The sequence below is a fragment of the Anaeromyxobacter sp. Red801 genome (assembly GCF_049201065.2).
GTDB lineage: Bacteria > Myxococcota > Myxococcia > Myxococcales > Anaeromyxobacteraceae > Anaeromyxobacter.
This window is the reverse complement of sequence record NZ_CM181236.1, coordinates 3763187-3781398: the sequence shown is the minus strand read 5'-3', so window position 1 is coordinate 3781398 and position 18212 is coordinate 3763187. Positions and strand designations below refer to the sequence as shown.

Here is an 18212-nt window from a genome sequence, read left to right as displayed (position 1 = left end):
GAAACCGTTATATAATGCCGTTCATGGACGGCCATCCGTGTCCCGTGCCGAAGCGCGTGGGGATCGTGCACAAGGTCTCGAGCGCCGAGGCGTCGGAGACCGCGGTGTACGTGGGGCAGTTCCTCGAGGGGAAGGGCGTCGAGGTGCTCCGCGACGAGCAGGAGGTGGCGCGCTCCGCCGACCTGGTGGTGGTGCTCGGCGGCGATGGCACGCTCATCCACGCCGCCGGCCTGCTCGACGGCCGCCCGGTGCCCATCCTCGGCGTGAACATGGGGAGCCTCGGCTTCATGACGGAGGTCCCGCAGAGCGGCATGTACGCGGCGCTGGAGGACGTGCTGGCCGGGCGCGCCACGCTGTCCGAGCGCATGAAGCTGCGCGTGCACCTGCACCGCGGCGGCAGCTCCGAGCGCGCGCTCGACGCCGAGGTGCTGAACGACGTGGTGATCGCGAAGGGCGCGCTGTCCCGCATGGTCGAGCTCGACACCCGCTGCTCCGGCGAGTACGTCACGACCTACAAGGCGGACGGCATCATCGTCGCGACGCCCACCGGCTCGACCGCCTACGCGCTCGCGGCGAACGGGCCCATCATGTACCCCACCATGCGCGGCGTGATCATCGCGCCGATCTGCCCGCACATGCTCACGCAGCGGCCGCTGGTGGTGCCGGACGACGAGAAGATCGAGATCCTGCTCGTGAACGACAGCGAGGTGTACCTGACGCTGGACGGGCAGAGCGGGCTGAAGCTCGAGCGCGGCGACCGGGTGCAGGTGAAGCAGTCCTACAACCGCGTGCTGCTGGTGCGGAACAAGTCGCTCGACTTCTTCGGGATCCTGCGGGCGAAGCTGCGGTGGGGCGAGCGCTGATCGCGCCGGCGGCGACCTGAACGGGCCGACCACTGAAAATTTGCGCAGTGTCAGGGGGCCGTGGATCATGGCCGCATGCTCACGACGCTGCGCATCTCCGGCCTCGCCGTCGTCGACGCGGTGGAGGTCCGGTTCGGCCCCGGGCTGAACGTCCTCACCGGCGAGACCGGGGCCGGCAAGTCGATCCTGGTGAACGCGCTCCACCTCGTGCTGGGCGGCCGCATGACCGCGGACGTGCTGCGCGAGGGCGCGGACGAGGCGGTGGTCGAGGCGCTCTTCGAGCTCCCCGCCGCGCACCCGGTGTTCGGCCGCCTCGACGCGGCCGGGCTGCCGGTCCGGCCCGAGCCGGGCGCGGCGAGCTGCGAGCTGCTGGTGCGGCGCGTGGCCGCGCGCGGCGGCCGCGGGCGCGCCTTCGTGAACGGCGCCCTGTGCACCGTCTCGATGCTGGAGACGGCGCTGCGGGGCGTGGTGGACATCTCCGGCCAGCACGAGCACGTGTCGCTGCTCGATCCCTCGGTGCACCTCGAGCTGCTCGACGCGTTCGCCGGCCTGGACGCGATCTCCGAAGACGGCGCGGAACCGACCCTCCTCCGGTACCGCGCCGCGCACGCGGCGCTCGCCGCCCTCGTCCGCGAGCGGGAAGCGCTCGCCGCGGACGAGGGCGAGCGGGCGCGGCGGGCGGACTACCTCGCGTTCCAGCTCCGCGAGCTGGAGTCGGCCGATCCCAGGCCCGGCGAGCTGGAGGCGCTGGAGGACGAGCGGCGCGTGCTCGCCTCGGCCGAGAAGCTGCGCGAGGCGGCGCGGGCCGCCGAGGCGCTGGCGTACGGCGAGGAGGGGAGCGCCTCGGAGCGGGTGGGGCAGGCGGCGCGCGCGCTCGCCGAGGCGTCGCTGCTCGACCGCCGCCTGGAGGCGCCGCTCGGGCTGCTGCGCTCGGCCGCGGTGGAGCTGGAGGAGGCCGGGCGCGAGCTGGGGCGCTACGCCGAGGCGGTGGGCGGCGACCCGGAGCGGCTGGCGGCGGTGGAGGACCGGCACGAGCTGCTGCGCGCGCTCGCGCGCAAGCACGGCGGCACGCTGGAGGGCGCCATCGCGCGCCGCGACCAGATGCGCGGGGAGCTGGCGCGGCTGCAGGGCGGCGGCGAGCGGGTCGCGGTGGTGCAGGCGGAGATCGAGCAGCGCGGCCGGGAGGCGGCGCGCCTCGCCGCGGCGCTCTCCCGCGCGCGGGCCGAGGCGGCCCAGGCGTTCGCGGAGGCGGTGCGGCGCGAGCTCGCCGGGCTCGCCATGGGGCGCTGCCGGCTCGAGGTGGCGCTGCTGCCGCCCGAGGCGGGAGTCGAGGTCGGCGGCAAGCTGCTCGGCCCCGCCGGCGCGGAGCGCGCCGAGATCCTCATCGCCCCGAACCCCGGCGAGCCGCCGCGCGGGCTCGGCCGGATCGCCTCCGGCGGCGAGCTCTCCCGCCTGCTCCTCGCGGTGAAGCGGACCATCTCGCGCCGGGACCCGGTGGCCACCTACGTGTTCGACGAGGTGGACGCCGGCATCGGCGGCGCCGTGGCCGAGGCCATGGGCCGCGTGCTCTCCGACGTCTCGAAGGGCCGGCAGGTCATCTGCATCACGCACCTGCCGCAGGTGGCCGCGTTCGCCGACCGGCACCACCGCGTCGAGAAGCGCGTGGCGGGCGGGCGGACGCACACCGGCGTCGAGCTGCTCGGGGAGGACGCGGCGCGCCGGCAGGAGGTCGCCCGCATGATGGCCGGCGTGACCGTGACGGCCTCGGCCCTCGAGCACGCGGCCGCCCTCATGGCGGCCGCTCGCCAGCCCGTTGCGCCCCCGGCGGCGTCCGAGCGCGGGCGGCGCGCCGTGCCCGCCCGGGCCGCGGCGCGCCGGGTGGTGCGGGCCGGCTGAGCCGCCGCGGTGGCCGACCGGGGAATCCTGGGACGCCGCGTGGTCGCAGCGGGCCGTCCAGGGGTCACGAACGCAGGCGGCGGCGTTCGGCGAGACGATGGCATCCGCGTTGACCCCCCAGTCTGCGGAAAGGTACGCTCCGCGCGTGGCGGCCACGCCTGTCCTGATGATCGCTGCCCACGGCGTCACGGACGTCGGCCAGCGGCGCGATCACAACGAGGACGCGTTCCTGGTCGATCCTGCGCTGGGGCTCTACGTGGTCGCCGACGGCATGGGCGGCCACGCCGGCGGCGGCACGGCCTCGCGGCTCGCGGTCGAGACCATCCAGGAGTCCGTCCGCGTCGCGCGCGACGGCTCGCCGGAGGTCTTCGAGGGGGCGAACGGGGTCGAGGACAGCCGGCTCCCCGACCTGCTGCGAGACGCGGTCGAGGCGGCCTGCGCGCGGATCTTCCAGACGGCGCAGGACGATCCCGGGCTCGCCGGGATGGGGACCACCGTCACCGCGGCGCTCATCGACGGCCGGGTGGCGTTCGTCGCGCACGTGGGCGACAGCCGCTGCTACCTGCTGCGCGAGGGGCGCATCTACCAGGTCTCCGAGGACCACTCGCTCGTCAACGAGCAGCTCAAGGCCGGGACCATCAGCGCCGACGAGGCGAAGCACAGCCGGTTCAAGAACATCATCACCCGTTCGGTGGGGTTCGAGGCGCAGGTCCAGGTCGATCTGATGGGCGTCGAGCTCGAGGACGGCGACGCGCTGGTGATCTGCTGCGACGGTCTGTCCAACCTGGTGGACGACGACGAGATCCTCCAGATCGTGGACGAATGCCCCGTCGACGAGTCGCCGGGGCGCCTGGTGGCGCTCGCGAACGATCGGGGCGGCGACGACAACATCACCGTGATCGTGATCCGGGCCGGCCGCGCGCCGGTCATGGCCGGCTGACGCCTGCCCGCCCGCTCGCGGAGTACGGGCCGGGGCTGGGGTAAGGTGGGCAAAACCCTTTCTTGACAGGCAACTTCGGGCTCTGTTACCGCTCTGCCCTCGGGTCCCGTACCTCCGGGACTGGCGTTCATCCCGGTGCGCCGCGTCGCTAGCTTCTCGGGCGCATGGCCGGGGACCAACGGAGCGTGGATCGGATGGCGGCACCGCCCAAGACCCAGGTGTTCACGGTCATCGTGGTCTCCGACCACTCGCAGGCGATCCGCAAGTTCCGAGTCCCCCAGAAGTGGCTGAAGAAGGCGGCCTACGGCGGCGGCGCCGTGGTGCTGGTCGGGCTCCTCGTCCTCGGGCACTACCTGTCCCTGATCGGGTCGTCCTCCGAGAACGCCGTCCTCAAGGAGGAGAACGCCCAGCTCCGGTCGCAGATCCTCCTGGTCCAGGAGAAGGTCGCCCACATCTCGGCCACCCTCGACCGCGTCGAGCGGTTCGACGCGAAGCTCCGCACCGCGGTGACGCAGCTCCAGGATCCCGAGCGGAACCTCGCCATCGGCCCGGTGGGCAACACCGAGGGCGAGCCCTCGATCCCGGGCCCCGCCCCCGCCGCCGAGGCGAGCATCGCCGCGCTGCCCGGGAAGCTCGGGTCGCTCGAGACCGAGGCCTCGCGCCAGGAGCAGAGCCTGCGCGAGCTGCAGGAGTACTTCGACGACCAGCGCTCGCTGCTCGCCTCCACGCCGTCGATCTGGCCCGCGCGCGGCTGGGTGACCTCCGACTTCGGCACCCGCATCGACCCGTACACGGCCGAGCGGAAGATGCACCAGGGCCTCGACATCGCCACCCCGCACGGCCAGCCCATCTACACGCCGTCGGACGGGACGGTGGTGTTCTCCGGCACCGAGGGCGCGTACGGCAAGGTGCTGGTCCTCGACCACGGCTACGGCGTGAAGACCCGCTACGCCCACCTCTCCGAGATCTTCGTCCGCCTGGGCGACCGCGTGAAGCGCGGCGACAAGGTGGCCGCCGTCGGCAACACCGGCCGCTCCACCGGCCCGCACCTGCACTACGAGGTGCGCGTGAACGGCATCCCGGAGAACCCGAGGAAGTTCATCCTCGAGTGATCCCGGCCTGACGTCCGCTCGTGGTGAGCCCCTGGTCCGCTGGTGGTGAGCCCCTGAAGTCCGCTCATGGCGAGCCCCCGGTCCGCTCATGGTGAGCCCGTCGAACCATGAGCGGGCGGACGCCCGTGGATGAGCGAGCTCCGCTCGTGGTGAGCCCGTCGAACCACGAGCGGTCCGGCGCCGCCGGATCAGCGCGCCGCGCCCTGCGCGACCTCCCGCGGCACGCGCGCCGGGTCGATGCGCCCGTAGCCGGCGAAGAGCTGCCCGGTCAGCGTCGCGCCGCCGCGCAGGGGCGGGCGCTTGTCGCGGATCGGGCTGTTGAGGCGCGTGCCGTCGGGCGCGAGCGCGACGTCCGGCCGGGCCGGCGTGAGCGCGGCCCGCACCACCGCGCGCCCGCCGCGGTGGAGGAACACCACCGTGCCGTCGCGCACGCGCTCCACCACGCCCACGTGCGTGAACGGGTCGTCGGCGCGGCCGTCGCGGTCGCGATCGTAGGTGTCGTGGAAGAAGACCAGGTCGCCCGGCACCGGCCACTGCCCGCCGCCGCCGAACGCGGTCCCGTACGCGCGGACCGCCTGGTACGCGGCCGCGGCCCCGGAGGTCTCGCGCGGCGAGGCGAGCGCCATGAGCCGGCGCAGCGGGATCCCCTCGGCCTGGTAGACGGCCTGGACGAAGCCGGAGCAGTCGGGGTTGAAGCGCTCGCCGCCGGCCCGGAACGCGCCGCGCTCGCCGGCGAGCGACGCCGCCCGCGCGGCCAGACGCTCGCCGAGCGCGCCGTCGCCGCCGGGCGTCAGGTCCGGCCGGCCGACCCGGCCCGGGCCGGCGCAGGCGGCGAGCGCGAGGGCCGCGAGCGCGAGCGGGGCGAGGCGGGCCACGCTGCCACTGTAGAGGGCCCCCTCCGGCTGTCAAAACGGCGGCCAACCATGCGTGGGGCCTCCCATTTGATTTCGTCTGGCGCGGCGTTACCTAAGCAGGTAGCCTCGGCGGCCCCTGGAGCCCGGGTCCGGCGTGACCTCGCGCCAGGGAAGAGGCGCCCGCTCGACGGAACGCGTCGGAGCGGGCGCCTGTTTCGTCAGGGGGACAGGTGCGCGCCCCCGCACGCGGGGACCGGGCCAACCGGAGATTCGAGCAGATCATGTTCAACTACGTCCTGAAGAAGGTCCTCGGCACCAAGAACGAGCGCGAGCTGAAGCGCCTCCGGCCGCTCGTGGCGCGGGTCGCCGAGCTCGAGCCGCGCATGAAGGCGCTCCGGGACGAGGACTTCCCGCGGCTGGTGGCCGAGTGGAAGCAGCAGGTCCGCGAGAAGGGGCGCACGCTCGACGACCTCATGCCGGAGGCGTTCGCGCTGGTGCGCGAGGCGGGCGTCCGCGCGCTCGGCATGCGCCACTTCGACGTGCAGCTCATCGGCGGCGCGGTGCTCCACTCCGGGAAGATCGCGGAGATGAAGACCGGCGAGGGCAAGACGCTGGTCGCGACCCTGCCCTGCGTGCTGAACGCGCTCTCCGGGCGCGGCGTGCACGTGGTCACCGTGAACGACTACCTGGCCCGGCGCGACGCCGAGTGGATGGGCCGGCTGTACCGCTTCTGCGGGCTCAGCACCGGCGTCATCGTGCACGGCCTCACCGACCGCGAGCGCCAGCAGGCCTACGGCTCGGACATCACCTACGGCCAGAACAACGAGTTCGGCTTCGACTACCTGCGCGACAACATGAAGTTCCGGCTCCAGGACTACGTCCAGGGCGAGCTGAACTTCGCCATCGTGGACGAGGTGGACTCGATCCTCATCGACGAGGCGCGCACCCCGCTCATCATCTCCGGCCCGTCGGACGAGTCCTCCGAGCTGTACGCGCGGGTGAACGCGGTCATCCCCTCGATGATCCGCGACCAGGACTTCACGGTGGACGAGAAGAGCCGCACCATCGTGATGACCGACGCGGGCGTGGAGAAGATGGAGAAGAAGCTCTCCGTCCAGAACCTCTACGCGCCCGAGGAGATCGAGACCCTCCACCACGTCGAGCAGGCGCTCCGCGCCCACCACCTCTACCGGAACGAGGTGGACTACGTGGTGAAGGAGGGCGAGGTCCTCATCGTCGACGAGTTCACCGGCCGCCTCATGCCGGGCCGGCGCTGGTCGGACGGCCTGCACCAGGCCGTCGAGGCGAAGGAGGGCGTGAAGATCGAGGCGGAGAACCAGACCCTCGCCACCATCTCCTTCCAGAACTACTTCCGCATGTACTCGAAGCTCGCGGGCATGACCGGCACCGCGGACACCGAGGCGGAGGAGTTCGCCAAGACCTACAACATCGACGTCGTCGTCATCCCGACGAACAAGAAGAACGTCCGCAAGGACTCCGAGGACGTCGTCTACAAGACCGAGGGCGAGAAGTTCGACGCGCTCTGCACCGAGATCGAGCAGCGCCACGGCACCGGGCAGCCGGTGCTGGTCGGCACCGTCTCGGTGGCGAAGAGCGAGGTGGTCTCGGCCCTGCTGAAGCGGCGCGGCGTGCCGCACTCCGTCCTGAACGCCAAGCACCACCAGCGCGAGGCCGAGATCGTCGCGCAGGCCGGCCGCAAGGGCGCGGTGACCATCTCCACCAACATGGCCGGCCGCGGCACCGACATCATCCTGGGCGGCAACGCCGAGATGATGGCGAAGCACGAGGTGGGCCCGGAGCCGGACGCGCCCATGGAGGGCGAGGAGGAGCAGGCGTTCCTCGAGCGCAAGGCCGACTGGGCCCGGCGCCTCGAGCAGGCGCTGGAGAAGCTCAAGGCGCAGACCAGCACCGAGCACGAGGAGGTCGTGAAGCTCGGCGGCCTGCACATCGTCGGCACCGAGCGCCACGAGTCCCGCCGCATCGACAACCAGCTCCGCGGCCGCGCCGGCCGCCAGGGCGACCCCGGCTCGTCGATCTTCTACCTGTCCCTCGAGGACGAGCTCATGCGCATCTTCGGGTCCGACCGGATCCAGGGGCTCATGGGCCGCATGGGCATGAAGGACGGCGAGCAGATCGAGCACCCCTGGCTCACCAAGGCCATCGAGGGCGCGCAGAAGAAGGTCGAGGCGCACAACTTCGACATCCGGAAGAACCTGCTCGAGTACGACGACGTCATGAACCAGCAGCGCCGGTCGATCTACCGGCTGCGGCGCATGGTGCTGGGCTTCGGCGCGGGCGTGCCGGTGGTCGAGTACGAGGAGATCCCAAGACCAAGAAGAAGACCCGGCACGAGCAGGTGTTCACCTGGGCCGATGCGGGCGAGCACATGCTCGACCTCGTCGAGGACCTGGTGGTCGAGATGGTGGGCGCGAGCTGCCCGAGCCGCGTCGCCGACTGGGACCTCGAGGGCCTCTCGGCCAACATCCGCGAGCAGTTCGGCGTGGAGATGAAGTTCACGCCGCCGGTCGGCCGCGCCCAGGAGGCGCGCCGCGCGCTCGAGGAGCAGGTCTTCAACGTGGTGGAGAAGCTGTACCGGGCCAAGGAGGAGGAGCTCGGGAAGGACCCCGAGGGAATCCCGGTGCTGCGCCGCTGGGAGCAGTACCTGTACCTCCAGGCCATCGACCAGCAGTGGAAGGACCACCTGCTCTCGATGGACCACCTGCGCCAGGGCATCGGCCTGCGCGGCTACGGCCAGAAGGATCCGAAGCAGGAGTACAAGAAGGAGGGCTACGAGATGTTCGTGCAGATGACCTGGCGCGTGAAGAGCGCGGTCATCGGCAACCTCCTCCGCCTGCAGCTCGTCCGCCAGGAGACCGCCGAGGAGCTCGAGGCGAAGCGCCTGGCCATGCAGCGCAAGGCGCTCCAGCGGATCACCGCCAGCCACGCCGAGTCCGCCGGCGACGGCGACGCGAAGCCCGCGCCCAAGCAGGAGACCGTGGTGCGCCAGCACCCGAAGGTCGGCCGCAACGACCCCTGCCCGTGCGGCTCGGGCAAGAAGTACAAGAAGTGCCACGGCGCGACCGAGGCCGCGGTCTAGCGGCGCGAGCGGCTCGTCGCCCCGTACGCACCGTGGTGCCCCGCTCGTGGTGAGCCCCGTCGAACCACGAGCGGATGACGGGCCGTCCCTAGAACGCCTCCAGCACCAGCACGTACAGCTCGACGCCCAGCCGGCTCGCGGCGACGTCCACCCGGATGTTCGCGCCGTCCTCGGTGAGGCGCCACCGCAGGCCGGCGCCGCCGGAGGCCTTCACCGACTGCAGCGTGAGCGCGCGCAGCGAGGGCGCCACGTCGCCCACCGCCGCGAACGCGGCCGCGCCCAGGCGGCCCACCACCGGCGTGCGGAGCTCCGCCTGCGTGACCCAGTCCACGCGGTCGCGGTAGCGCCCCTCGCGGATCCCGCGCAGGAACCGGGTGCTGCCGAGCTTCGGCAGCAGCGTGAAGGGCGGCTCACCGTGCGCGGCCTCGCCGTAGGCGTGCAGGCCGAGCACGCGGCGGTGGCCGAGCGGCACGAAGTGGCGCGCCTCGGCCACGCCGCGGCCGAAGGTGGCGTGCCGCCGCCCCAGCGCCGCCGGCGCGTACACGTACCAGGCCTGCAGCACCGTCCCGCGCATCGGCCAGAACGTGCTGTCGCGCGTGTCGTAGGTGGCGCTCGCGCCGGCGGCCGCCGCGGTGTAGCCGTCCCAGCCCGCCACCGTGCCGCGCGCCAGCAGGCCGCCCGGCTCGCGATCCTGGATCTCCTCGGCGCGCAGGTCCACCCGCGGCCCGATGCGGAGGTCCGGCAGCACCGGCAGCTCGGCGGTGACGACCGCCTCGGCGCCGCGGCGGGTGAACTTCTCGCGGTCCTCGGCGGTGGTGTGGGGCCCGATCCCGTAGAAGACGTCCGGGAAGTGGACCACGCGCGTGCGGCCGCTCAGGAGCATTCCGTTCGGCAGGTAGATCTCGCCCGCGACGTCCACCGACCCTTGCCGCTCCAGCGTGTAGACCGCGCCCACGAAGACGCTCGAGGGCCGGGGCGCGCCGCGCAGATCGAGGTGCAGGCCGCCGGTGGCGCCGAAGCCGAGCCGCGTCTCCGGCAGCCAGAACAGCACCGGCAGCGCGAACCAGCGGTTCCCGTGACGCTGCGCCTCCGCGGCGGCCACGTGGCCCTGCGGGTGCGCGGCCGTCTCGGCGGTGCGCTCCCCCGGCTCGGCGGCGGGCGGCGGGTTGTCCGACGCGCTCGCGCCGGCGGCCTCGGCCGCCACGGCGGCGCCGGCCGAGGCGGTCCGGCCGCAGGCGCGGGGGCGGGGGGCGGGGCCGCGGCGGCGCGGGCGGCGGTGGAGAGCAGCAGCAGGGCGAGGGCGGGGCGGGCGGCGAGGCGCATCGGCCGCGAGAGGCTATCACCGGCGCCGCCCGGCCGCCGGGTTCTCGTCGGCGGACGTGGGCGCGGTGGATCGCCCGCGCGCGTTCCTCGCCTCGAGGACCTGCAGCCCCTCACCCGCATCCTTCGAGGTGGCCACGGCCGCCTGCTCCGCCTTCGATGGTAGAAGCTCCGCCGATGGTCGGTTCCACGATGGGGGCCCGCAGGGGCCCCCGCAGGGTGAGCGATGCAAGTGCCCGAGCCGTTTGACCTCCTCCTCACCGTCCGGAGCCACGGCTGGTACGACCTGCCGCCGTGGCGCTGGGACGAGGCCCGCCGCGTGCTCGGGCGGCCCCTGCGGCTGTCCGGCGCACGCGTCGCGTACGCGGAGGTGGCCGAGGGGGAGCCCGGCCGCCTCGCGTTCCGCGCGTTCGCGCAGGGACGGCTCGGCGCCGCCGAGGCGCGCGAGGCGCGCGCGCTGCTCGGCGCCTGCCTCGCGCTCGACGAGGACCTCGGGCCGTTCCAGGCGCTCGCGGCGGAGCTCGAGCGCCGCCGCGCCGCCGGGAAGGGCCGGGACCTGCCCGACCTCCGCTGGGCGCTCGCGCGCGGCGCGGGCCGGCTGCTCCGGTCACCCACCGTGTACGAGGACGCGGTGAAGACGCTCTGCACCACGAACTGCTCGTGGGCGCTCACCCGGTCGATGGTGACGCGCCTGTGCGAGACGCTGGGCGAGCCCGGGCCGCTCGGCACGCGCGCCTTCCCCACCCCCGAGGCCATGGCCGCGCGGACCGAGCGCTTCTACCGGGACGAGATCCGCGCCGGCTACCGCGCCCCGTTCCTGCTGGCCCTGGCCCGCGGCGCGGCGGACGGGACGCTCGGGCTCGAGGGGCTGCGGCGCTCGCCGCTCGACACCGACGCGCTCGGCCGCCGGATCTCGGAGCTGAAGGGGTTCGGGCCGTACGCGACCGAGCACCTGCTGCGCCTGCTCGGCCGCCACGACCACCTCGCCCTCGACTCGTGGACGCGCCCCAAGCTCGCACGCCTCCGGGGGAAACGCCGGCCCCCGGCCGATCGCACGCTGCGCCGCTGGTTCGCGCCCTACGGAAGGTGGGCCGGGCTGGCCATGTGGCTGGAGGTGACCGCCGACTGGCACGGCGACGCGCCGAGCTGGCCCTGACCCGCGCCCGCGCGGGATGCCGCCGGCGCGGCACCGCCCGGCCGGGGAAATGGTAGAAGATCGGACTCGACCGGAGGCGACATGAAGGCAGCGTTCGTGCTGGTGAAGTGCGAGCTGGGCCGCATCGAGGAGGTGGCGAACGCGCTCATGGAGATCGAGGGCGTGTCCGAGGTCCACTCCGTCACCGGCACCTGGGATCTGCTGGTGAAGCTCTACGCCCCCGAGTACGACGCCTTCGGAGATCTCATCCCCGACCAGGTCCAGAAGGTGGCCGGCGTTCGCGACACCGAGACGCTGCTCGCCTTCCGCGCGTTCAAGCCGCTCGCCTGACGCGCAGCCCGCACCGCCCGCATCGCCGAGAGGACGAGGAGCCATGGCCTTCCGCATCCGCCAGCCGGTCCGCCACCCCGACGTCGATCGCGCCGGGATCGTGTACTTCCCCCGCTTCTACGACTTCTTCCACCGCGCGCTGGAGGACTTCTTCACCGCCGAGGTCGGCATCCCGTTCTGGGATCTCGGCGACCAGCTCAAGGTGGCGCTGCCGGTGGTGCGCATCGAGACCGACTTCGAGAAGCCGCTGCAGCACGGCGACGCGGTGACGATCCAGCTCACCACGCTGCACATCGGCGCGCACTCGATCTCGATCCGCTACGACGTCTTCCGGCCCAACGAGGCCGACGCGGCGGCGAGCTCGACGATCGTGCTCTGCTGCATCGAGGTCCCCGCCTGGAAGAAGGCGCCCATCCCGCCGGAGATCCGCGCGGCGTTCGAGAAGCATCGGGTGTAGGGGCGACGGCGCCGGGGTGCTCGGGTCCGCGTCGACCCGGGCGCGGGCGACGGATCACTCCCGGTCACAGTGGCCCTGCTCGACGTTCCACGCTCACCGGGAGGTGGGTACGTGGGAGCGTCGGCGTGCAGCGCATGTCCGTCCGGCGGTGATGCTCGAGCTCCTCGACTGGAGGAGCGTTGAGCGACGACGGCTACCTCGATTACTGGGGGAAGGCGCGCGCCGAGGACCAGGCCGCCCCCTTCCATCGCCTCGCGTACCACTCGCTCGATGTGGCGGCGGTCGCGTCCGAGCTCCTCGAGCGCGATCCCCGCTGGCTCCGACGCATCGCGGGGCTGTCGGGGTTCACCGCCGAGAGCCTGCGCTCGAGCGTTCCGTACCTGCTCGCGCTGCACGACCTCGGGAAGTTCTCCGAACCGTTTCAGGACCAGATGCCAGAGGTGGTGGCGGCGCTCCAGGGTGAGCGAGCGCCCCGTGGGTCCGACATCCGCCACGACAGCCTCGGATACCTGCTCTGGCGAAGCTGGGCGCGCCGAGCACCGGATCACCGCGAAGCGCACCTCCTGCCGGAGCTCCTTCCGGTCACGGTGTGCGGCGAGCCCCTGCCCCGAGACGATCTCGCGGACGTCCTCCAGAGCTGGATGGCCGCGGCGCTGGGCCACCACGGGAAGCCGCCGGAGGAGCGCCCGCTGCCGTCCACGGTGTTCAAGGCGCACCCGGGATCCCCCTCTCCCGGAGCCGCGAGGACGCCGCGGGCTTCGCAGTGGCCGTCAGGGACCTGCTCCGGCCGGGCCCGCTCGCGAGCGGACTCCACGACGTCGATGACCTGATCGCTCGCAGCCGGCGGACCTCGTGGTGGATCGCGGGGTTCGCGATCCTCTGCGACTGGCTCGGGTCCGACACGCGGTGGTTTCCGTACCAGAACGAGCCGCTGCCGCTGCCGACGTACTGGCCCCGGGCGCGGGAGGCTGCGCGCCGTGCGGTCGCGGCGAGCGGCGTGGCCGGCACTGCCTCCAGGCCCTTCACCGGAATCGCCGAACTCTTCCCGAGCATCGTCGAACCCACGCCGCTGCAGCGGGCCGCCCTCGAGATCGCGATCCCGGATGGACCCCAGCTCTTCGTCCTGGAGGACCTCACCGGAGCGGGGAAGACCGAGGCGGCGCTGGTGCTGGCGCACCGCCTCCTCTCCGAGGGCCGCGCGGACGGGCTGTTCTTCGCGCTGCCGACGATGGCGACGGCGAACGCCATGCACGCGCGCGTCGCGCAGCTCCTGGACGTCCTCTTCGACGGGCCGGCCTCCTACCTCCTCACGCACAGCGGTCCCCAGCTCACCGAGCGCGACCGGATCGCGATCGCGGGGGGAGCGCGGGACGCGTCCTGCGGGCGCGACGAGCAGCCCACCGCCAGCCGGACGGCGGCCGCGTGGCTGGCGGACGGCCGCAAGAAGGCGCTGCTGGCGGACCTCGGGGTCGGGACCATCGACCAGGCGCTCCTCGCCGCGCTCCAGAGCAAGCACGCGGCGCTCCGGCTCCTCGGGCTCCACCGGCACGTCCTCGTCGTGGACGAGGTCCACGCCTGCGACGCGTACATGCTGGGCGTGCTGGCCGGGCTGCTGCGCATCCACGCCGCGCTGGGCGGGAGCGCGATCCTGCTCAGCGCGACGCTTCCGCTCGAGCAGCGTCGCATCCTGGCCCGCGCGTTCTCGCAGGGGCTCGGCGGCCGGGTCGCGCGTCTACCGGCCAGCGGCGCCTATCCGCTGCTCTCCGCCATCGGCTCCCAGGGGACGGTCGTGGAGCGGCCGGTGGAGCCGAGGGCGGGTGCGCCGAGGACCATCCCCGTCGAGTGGTGTGGCTCGGTGGTCGACGCCGTTCGCCTCCTGGCCTCGACTGCGCGCGCGGGCGGGTGCGCCTGCTGGATCCGGAACAGCGTCAAGGACGCGATCGAGGGATTCGAGGCCATCGCGGCGGTGCTCGGCCAGCAGAACGCGACCCTGTTCCACGCGCGCTTCGCCCTCGGCGACCGGCTCCGGATCGAGCAGGATGTGCTGCGGCGCTTCGGGAAGGACGGCACCGACGCGGCGCGCGCCGGGCATGTGATCGTCGCCACGCAGGTGGTCGAGCAGTCGCTCGACATCGACTTCGACGCGATGGTGAGCGACCTCAGCCCCGTCGATCGCCTGATCCAGCGGGCCGGGCGGCTGCAGCGCCACGCGCGCGCCACCACGCGACCGCCGCCCGTCCTCCACCTGCTGGCGCCGGCCTGGTCCGAGGATCCGCCGAGATCCTGGCTCGCGTCTCCGTTCCAGCGCACCGCGCGCGTGTACCCGGATCCTGGCGTGCTGTGGCGCACCGCGCGGGAGCTGGCGCGCCGCAAGGCGATCGTCCTGCCCGCCGATGCCCGGGCGCTCGTGGAGGCCGTGTACGGCGACGAAGCCGTCCCGCCCACGCTCGACGCGCGGGCCAACGCTGCGCAGGGCGCGGCCCTCGCGCACGCGGGCGTGGCGCAGAACGCGGTGCTGAAGCTGGACCTCGGATACCTGCGGGAGGGGGCCGACTGGTCGAGCGAGGCCAGGACGCCCACGCGTCTCGGCGAGCCGACCACGACCGTCCGGCTGGCGCTCGCGCAGCCCGCGGGCGCGCGCGCCCTGTTCGTCGACGACGCCGGCCGGCCCCTCTGGCAGCTCAGCCAGCTCGGGGTCGCACGCCGCCTCGTCGCGGGTCCAGGCACCGGCGACGAGGCCGAGCGCGCCGCGCTGGAGGCGACCCAGCCGTTCGTGGACGACGACACGGTCACGCTCGTCCTCCGGCCGGACGGAGACGGCCGGTGGATCGGGAAGGCCTTCGGCGAGCGGGCCCGGAACCGGGAAGTGACCCGGGTCCCGGTTCGCGTCGCGTACTCGAAGCAGCGTGGTCTCGAGATCGAGGAGGGGGAGTGAGCGTGGCCTACAACCTGATCGACGAGCGGTGGATCCCGGTCGAGCGGCGAAGCGGACGGATCGAGATGATCGCGCCCGCGGAGATCGCGGAACGGGACGACCCGCCCTTGCGCGTGGCGAGCCCGCGGCCGGACTTCGACGGCGCGCTGCTGGAGTTCCTGATCGGCCTCCTTCAGACGGCTGCGGCGCCTGCCACGGAGCGCGCATGGGAGAAGGAGTTCAAGGAGCCACCGCCGGTGAAGGTGCTGTTGAAGCGCCTGGACGCGGTGCGCGACGCCTTCTTCCTGGACGGGGACGGGCCACGGTTCATGCAGGACCTGACCGTCGCCAAGGACCCGAAGGCCAGCACCGAGCCGATCGGAGCCCTCCTGGTCGATCGGATCGGCGAGAGCGGGCTTTCGGAAGGCCCCAGCCTGTTCGCGAAGCCGGCGCTCTTCCCGGAGCTGGGGTACCCCGCCGCCGCCGCCGCGCTCATGGCGATGCAGACGTATGCGCCCAGCGGCGGCCGCGGACAGTTCACGTCCCTGCGAGGCGGCGGACCGCTCACGACCCTCATCGCCGGCGACGACCTCTGGCGATCCGCCTGGCTGAACGTGCTGCCGCGGCCGGAGTTCGAGGCGCGCGTCCCGGGGGACGAGTCGGTCGACGCTGCCCCCGCGACGTTCCCCTGGATGGCGCGGACCAAGGCGAAGCCCCCTCCCAAGAGCATTCACCCGCTGCAGCACCTCTGGGGGCTCCCGCGACGGATCCGCCTGGTGTTCGAGCGCGACGCGCGGGGGACGTGCTCCGTGACCGGCGCGCGAGATGTGCCGGTGGTGCGCGCCTATCTCGGCCGGCCCGAGGGCACGAACTACAAAGGCGACTTCCGCCACCCATGGACGCCGTACAAGCTCCTCAAGCCAGGCGAGCCCTGGAATCCGAAGAAGGCCTCCGCCGACGGGCTCCCTTACCGCGACTGGCCGCAGCTGGTGACCGGCGGCGAAGAGCGGAGGCCGGCGACCGTCGTCAGCTACTTCGCGAACAGCCGCCGCCGGGAACTGGTGCCGCACGCGCGGCTCGCGGCGTTCGGCTACGCGATGAACAACATGAAGCCGCTGCGGTGGTCGCGCGCGGAGACGCCGCTCATCGCCACGAGCGTGCTTCCCGATCAGTTCGGCGCGGACGTCGAGGCGCTCGTCTCGGCGAGCGAGGAGATCCGGAGGACGCTCTCGTTCCAGGTGAAGGCGGCCTGGAGCGACCGCCCCGGAGATCTCGACGTCTTCGACCGCGTGAATCCCGCATTCTGGTCGCGGACGGAGCCTGCGTTCTTCGATGCAGTCCACGCTCTGAAGGTGGCCCTCGAAGCGGACGACGCGAAGGCGAGGGACGCGGCGTGCGAAGCGTGGCTGGAGGCGCTTCACCGCGCCGCCCTCGAGCTGTTCGACTCCCTCGTGCCTCTCGTGGCGGACATCGCCGCACCGGACCTGCAGCGCATCGTGCTGGCGCGCCGGGACCTCCAGCAGTTCACGCATCCGACCTGGCCCAGGCTCCGGAAGGCGCTCGGGCTGACCGTCGACGAGCCGGTGAAGGCGAAGCCCCAGAAGAAGGCACGCAACCCTGGAAAGGAGCCGCACCCGTGAGCACGACCGGAGCGCCGATCGAGCAAGAGGCATCGAGCCAGGAAGCGACGCCCGAGCCAGCCTCGTCCGTCTGGCGGTGGTGGAAGAGCCTGGCCAGCGAGGACCGGGCCGGACGGGCCGAGCTGAGGCGGTGTGGGACCGTCGGGGACGTCGCGTTCACGGCTTCGTACCACCGGCTCCTCCAGTGGCTCGGGTCGCGCCTCGGGGAGGGCGACGCCAGACGGGTTGCCGTCGCGGCGGCCGTCCTCGCCCACGTCGAGAAGGAGCCGCGGGAGCGCACCTCGCTTGCGTCGCAGATGGCGCGGCCGAAGGGCGACGCGCAGGGGGCGGCCGTGAGCGACGCCCGGTTCAGGCATCTGCTGCGAAATGAGGAGCCGGACGACATGCTCCGCGAGCTGGTCCGTGCCGTCCGGCAACTCGACCGCTCGGCGTCGGTGGACCGGCTGTTCATCGACGTCGTGCGCTGGGACGAGCGGACCCGATCCCGCTGGGCCCGCGACTACTACGAGGCGCTCCCGTCCAAGAAGAAGGCTTGAACGCATCCGTCGCATTCCGACCCCGGAGATCGCAACCATGACCACGTTCCTCCAGCTTCATTTCCTGACGCCCTACGCGCCCTCCAACCTCAACCGCGACGACCTGGGCCGGCCCAAGACAGCGCTCTTCGGCGGGTCGCAGCGTCTCCGCGTGAGCTCCCAGAGCCTGAAGCGGGCGTGGCGGACGTCGGCCGCCTTCGAGTCCGAGCTGGGAGAGCACCTGGGCACCCGGACCAAGCGCTTCGGCGACCTGGTCCTGCCGATCCTCCAGAAGGGCCTCGACGAGAAGAAGGCGAAGAAGCTGGCGAGCCAGCTCGCCGCGCAGTTCGGCGCGGTCAAGGACGAGGGGCTCCGCACCGAGCAGCTCGCGCACGTCACCCCGGAGGAGAAGCGTCACCTCGAGAAGCTCGCGGCGAAGCTGGCGCGAGAGGATGGCCGGGCGCCGACCGAGGACGAGCTCGCGAGCCTGGTCGGGAACGCCAAGGGCGCCGCCGACATCGCGCTCTTCGGCCGGATGCTCGCCGCGAAGGCCGAGTTCAACGTCGAGGCCGCGTGCCAGGTCGCGCACGCAATCTCCATCCACAAGGTCGCCATCGAGGACGACTACTTCACCGCGGTGGACGACCTGAAGTCCGACGAGGAGGACGCCGGCGCGGGCCACGTCGGGACCCAGGAGTTCGCGTCCGCGGTGCTCTACCAGTACGTGTGCGTGGACCGCGCGCTCCTCGGCGAGAACCTGGGAGGCGACGAGACGCTCGTGCAGAAGACGCTCAGGGCGCTCGGCGAGGCGTGCCTCACGGTGGCGCCGAACGGGAAGCAGAACAGCTTCGCCTCGCGCTCCCGCGCCCACTTCGCGCTGGTCGAGAAGGGTCCGCGCAGCCGCGATCCCTGGCTGCGGCGTTCCTGCGCCCGGTCGCCGGCGATGACCTGCTCGCACAGGGGGTGAAGGCGCTGCAGGACACGCGCGAGAAGCTCGACGCCATCTACGGGGACGCCGTGCCGTCCGCGTCCTTCGACGCGAGCGCCGGCACCGGGACCAAGAAGGCCGTGCTCGACTTCTTCGCGGAAGCCTGACG

General features: G+C 72.8%; 15 protein-coding genes and 1 pseudogene. 14 read left to right on the top strand and 2 right to left on the bottom strand.

Features of this window, described 5'->3' with window-relative positions:
• The first annotated feature begins 23 nt into the window (after positions 1-23).
• The 4 genes from ACOQFB_RS17405 to ACOQFB_RS17390 all read left to right on the top strand — a co-directional run bounded on the left by ACOQFB_RS17405 (position 24) and on the right by ACOQFB_RS17390 (position 4811).
• Entirely contained in the window at positions 24-863 is an 840-nt protein-coding gene (locus ACOQFB_RS17405; RefSeq protein WP_237757910.1) for an NAD(+)/NADH kinase, read from the top strand.
• A 75-nt stretch (positions 864-938) separates the two neighbouring features.
• Positions 939-2759, top strand: coding sequence for a DNA repair protein RecN (gene recN / locus ACOQFB_RS17400; RefSeq protein ID WP_059437549.1), 1821 nt, complete (start codon positions 939-941; stop codon positions 2757-2759).
• A gap of 97 nt (positions 2760-2856) precedes the next feature.
• Entirely contained in the window at positions 2857-3699 is an 843-nt protein-coding gene (locus ACOQFB_RS17395; RefSeq protein ID WP_059437562.1) for a Stp1/IreP family PP2C-type Ser/Thr phosphatase, read from the top strand.
• A gap of 194 nt (positions 3700-3893) precedes the next feature.
• Positions 3894-4811, top strand: coding sequence for a M23 family metallopeptidase (locus tag ACOQFB_RS17390; RefSeq protein ID WP_059437550.1), 918 nt, complete (start codon positions 3894-3896; stop codon positions 4809-4811).
• Positions 4812-4999: 188 nt separating this feature from the next.
• Here the strand turns inward: ACOQFB_RS17390 and ACOQFB_RS17385 are convergent, their stop codons facing one another.
• Positions 5000-5686, bottom strand: a complete 687-nt coding sequence (locus tag ACOQFB_RS17385) for a C40 family peptidase (protein ID WP_059437551.1) — start codon at positions 5684-5686, stop codon at positions 5000-5002.
• 260 nt (positions 5687-5946) lie between these two features.
• On the opposite strand from ACOQFB_RS17385, the pseudogene secA reads away from it, so the two are divergent.
• Positions 5947-8783: pseudogene (gene secA, locus ACOQFB_RS17380) on the top strand (preprotein translocase subunit SecA).
• An 88-nt stretch (positions 8784-8871) separates the two neighbouring features.
• On the opposite strand, the gene ACOQFB_RS17375 reads toward secA, so the two are convergent.
• Complete coding sequence (locus tag ACOQFB_RS17375) at positions 8872-9987, bottom strand: BamA/TamA family outer membrane protein (protein ID WP_494492297.1); 1116 nt, start codon at positions 9985-9987, stop codon at positions 8872-8874.
• Positions 9988-10329: 342 nt separating this feature from the next.
• Here ACOQFB_RS17375 and ACOQFB_RS17370 point away from each other — a divergent pair, with 342 nt between their 5' ends.
• The 9 genes from ACOQFB_RS17370 to ACOQFB_RS17330 all read left to right on the top strand — a co-directional run bounded on the left by ACOQFB_RS17370 (position 10330) and on the right by ACOQFB_RS17330 (position 18210).
• Positions 10330-11259, top strand: coding sequence for a DNA-3-methyladenine glycosylase family protein (locus ACOQFB_RS17370; protein WP_421609768.1), 930 nt, complete (start codon positions 10330-10332; stop codon positions 11257-11259).
• Positions 11260-11340: 81 nt separating this feature from the next.
• Positions 11341-11589: an Lrp/AsnC ligand binding domain-containing protein gene (locus ACOQFB_RS17365; protein WP_011419797.1), complete on the top strand. Its 249-nt coding sequence runs from the start codon at positions 11341-11343 to the stop codon at positions 11587-11589.
• A gap of 43 nt (positions 11590-11632) precedes the next feature.
• Complete coding sequence (locus tag ACOQFB_RS17360; RefSeq protein ID WP_011419798.1) at positions 11633-12046, top strand: acyl-CoA thioesterase; 414 nt, start codon at positions 11633-11635, stop codon at positions 12044-12046.
• Positions 12047-12225: 179 nt separating this feature from the next.
• Complete coding sequence (locus tag ACOQFB_RS17355) at positions 12226-12876, top strand: CRISPR-associated endonuclease Cas3'' (protein WP_494492296.1); 651 nt, start codon at positions 12226-12228, stop codon at positions 12874-12876.
• Positions 12810-14981, top strand: coding sequence for a CRISPR-associated helicase Cas3' (cas3, locus tag ACOQFB_RS17350; RefSeq protein ID WP_494492295.1), 2172 nt, complete (start codon positions 12810-12812; stop codon positions 14979-14981). The genes ACOQFB_RS17355 and cas3 overlap by 67 nt, the downstream gene beginning before the upstream one ends.
• Positions 14982-14983: 2 nt before the next feature.
• Positions 14984-16600, top strand: coding sequence for a type I-E CRISPR-associated protein Cse1/CasA (casA, locus tag ACOQFB_RS17345; protein ID WP_421609769.1), 1617 nt, complete (start codon positions 14984-14986; stop codon positions 16598-16600).
• Positions 16597-17136, top strand: coding sequence for a type I-E CRISPR-associated protein Cse2/CasB (gene casB / locus ACOQFB_RS17340; RefSeq protein WP_059437557.1), 540 nt, complete (start codon positions 16597-16599; stop codon positions 17134-17136). Before casA ends, casB begins: the two co-directional genes overlap by 4 nt.
• 37 nt (positions 17137-17173) lie before the next feature.
• Complete coding sequence (gene cas7e / locus ACOQFB_RS17335; protein ID WP_494492294.1) at positions 17174-18082, top strand: type I-E CRISPR-associated protein Cas7/Cse4/CasC; 909 nt, start codon at positions 17174-17176, stop codon at positions 18080-18082.
• Positions 18079-18210, top strand: a complete 132-nt coding sequence (locus ACOQFB_RS17330; RefSeq protein ID WP_494492293.1) for a hypothetical protein — start codon at positions 18079-18081, stop codon at positions 18208-18210. The genes cas7e and ACOQFB_RS17330 overlap by 4 nt, the downstream gene beginning before the upstream one ends.
• Positions 18211-18212 lie beyond the last annotated feature (2 nt).

Coding starts and splice junctions, on each gene's coding strand:
- ACOQFB_RS17405 (WP_237757910.1), top strand. CDS start 24: ATGGACGGCCATCCGTGTCCCGTGCCGAAGCGCGTGGGGATCGTGCAC.
- recN (WP_059437549.1), top strand. CDS start 939: ATGCTCACGACGCTGCGCATCTCCGGCCTCGCCGTCGTCGACGCGGTG.
- ACOQFB_RS17395 (WP_059437562.1), top strand. CDS start 2,857: ATGGCATCCGCGTTGACCCCCCAGTCTGCGGAAAGGTACGCTCCGCGC.
- ACOQFB_RS17390 (WP_059437550.1), top strand. CDS start 3,894: ATGGCGGCACCGCCCAAGACCCAGGTGTTCACGGTCATCGTGGTCTCC.
- ACOQFB_RS17370 (WP_421609768.1), top strand. CDS start 10,330: ATGCAAGTGCCCGAGCCGTTTGACCTCCTCCTCACCGTCCGGAGCCAC.
- ACOQFB_RS17365 (WP_011419797.1), top strand. CDS start 11,341: ATGAAGGCAGCGTTCGTGCTGGTGAAGTGCGAGCTGGGCCGCATCGAG.
- ACOQFB_RS17360 (WP_011419798.1), top strand. CDS start 11,633: ATGGCCTTCCGCATCCGCCAGCCGGTCCGCCACCCCGACGTCGATCGC.
- cas7e (WP_494492294.1), top strand. CDS start 17,174: ATGACCACGTTCCTCCAGCTTCATTTCCTGACGCCCTACGCGCCCTCC.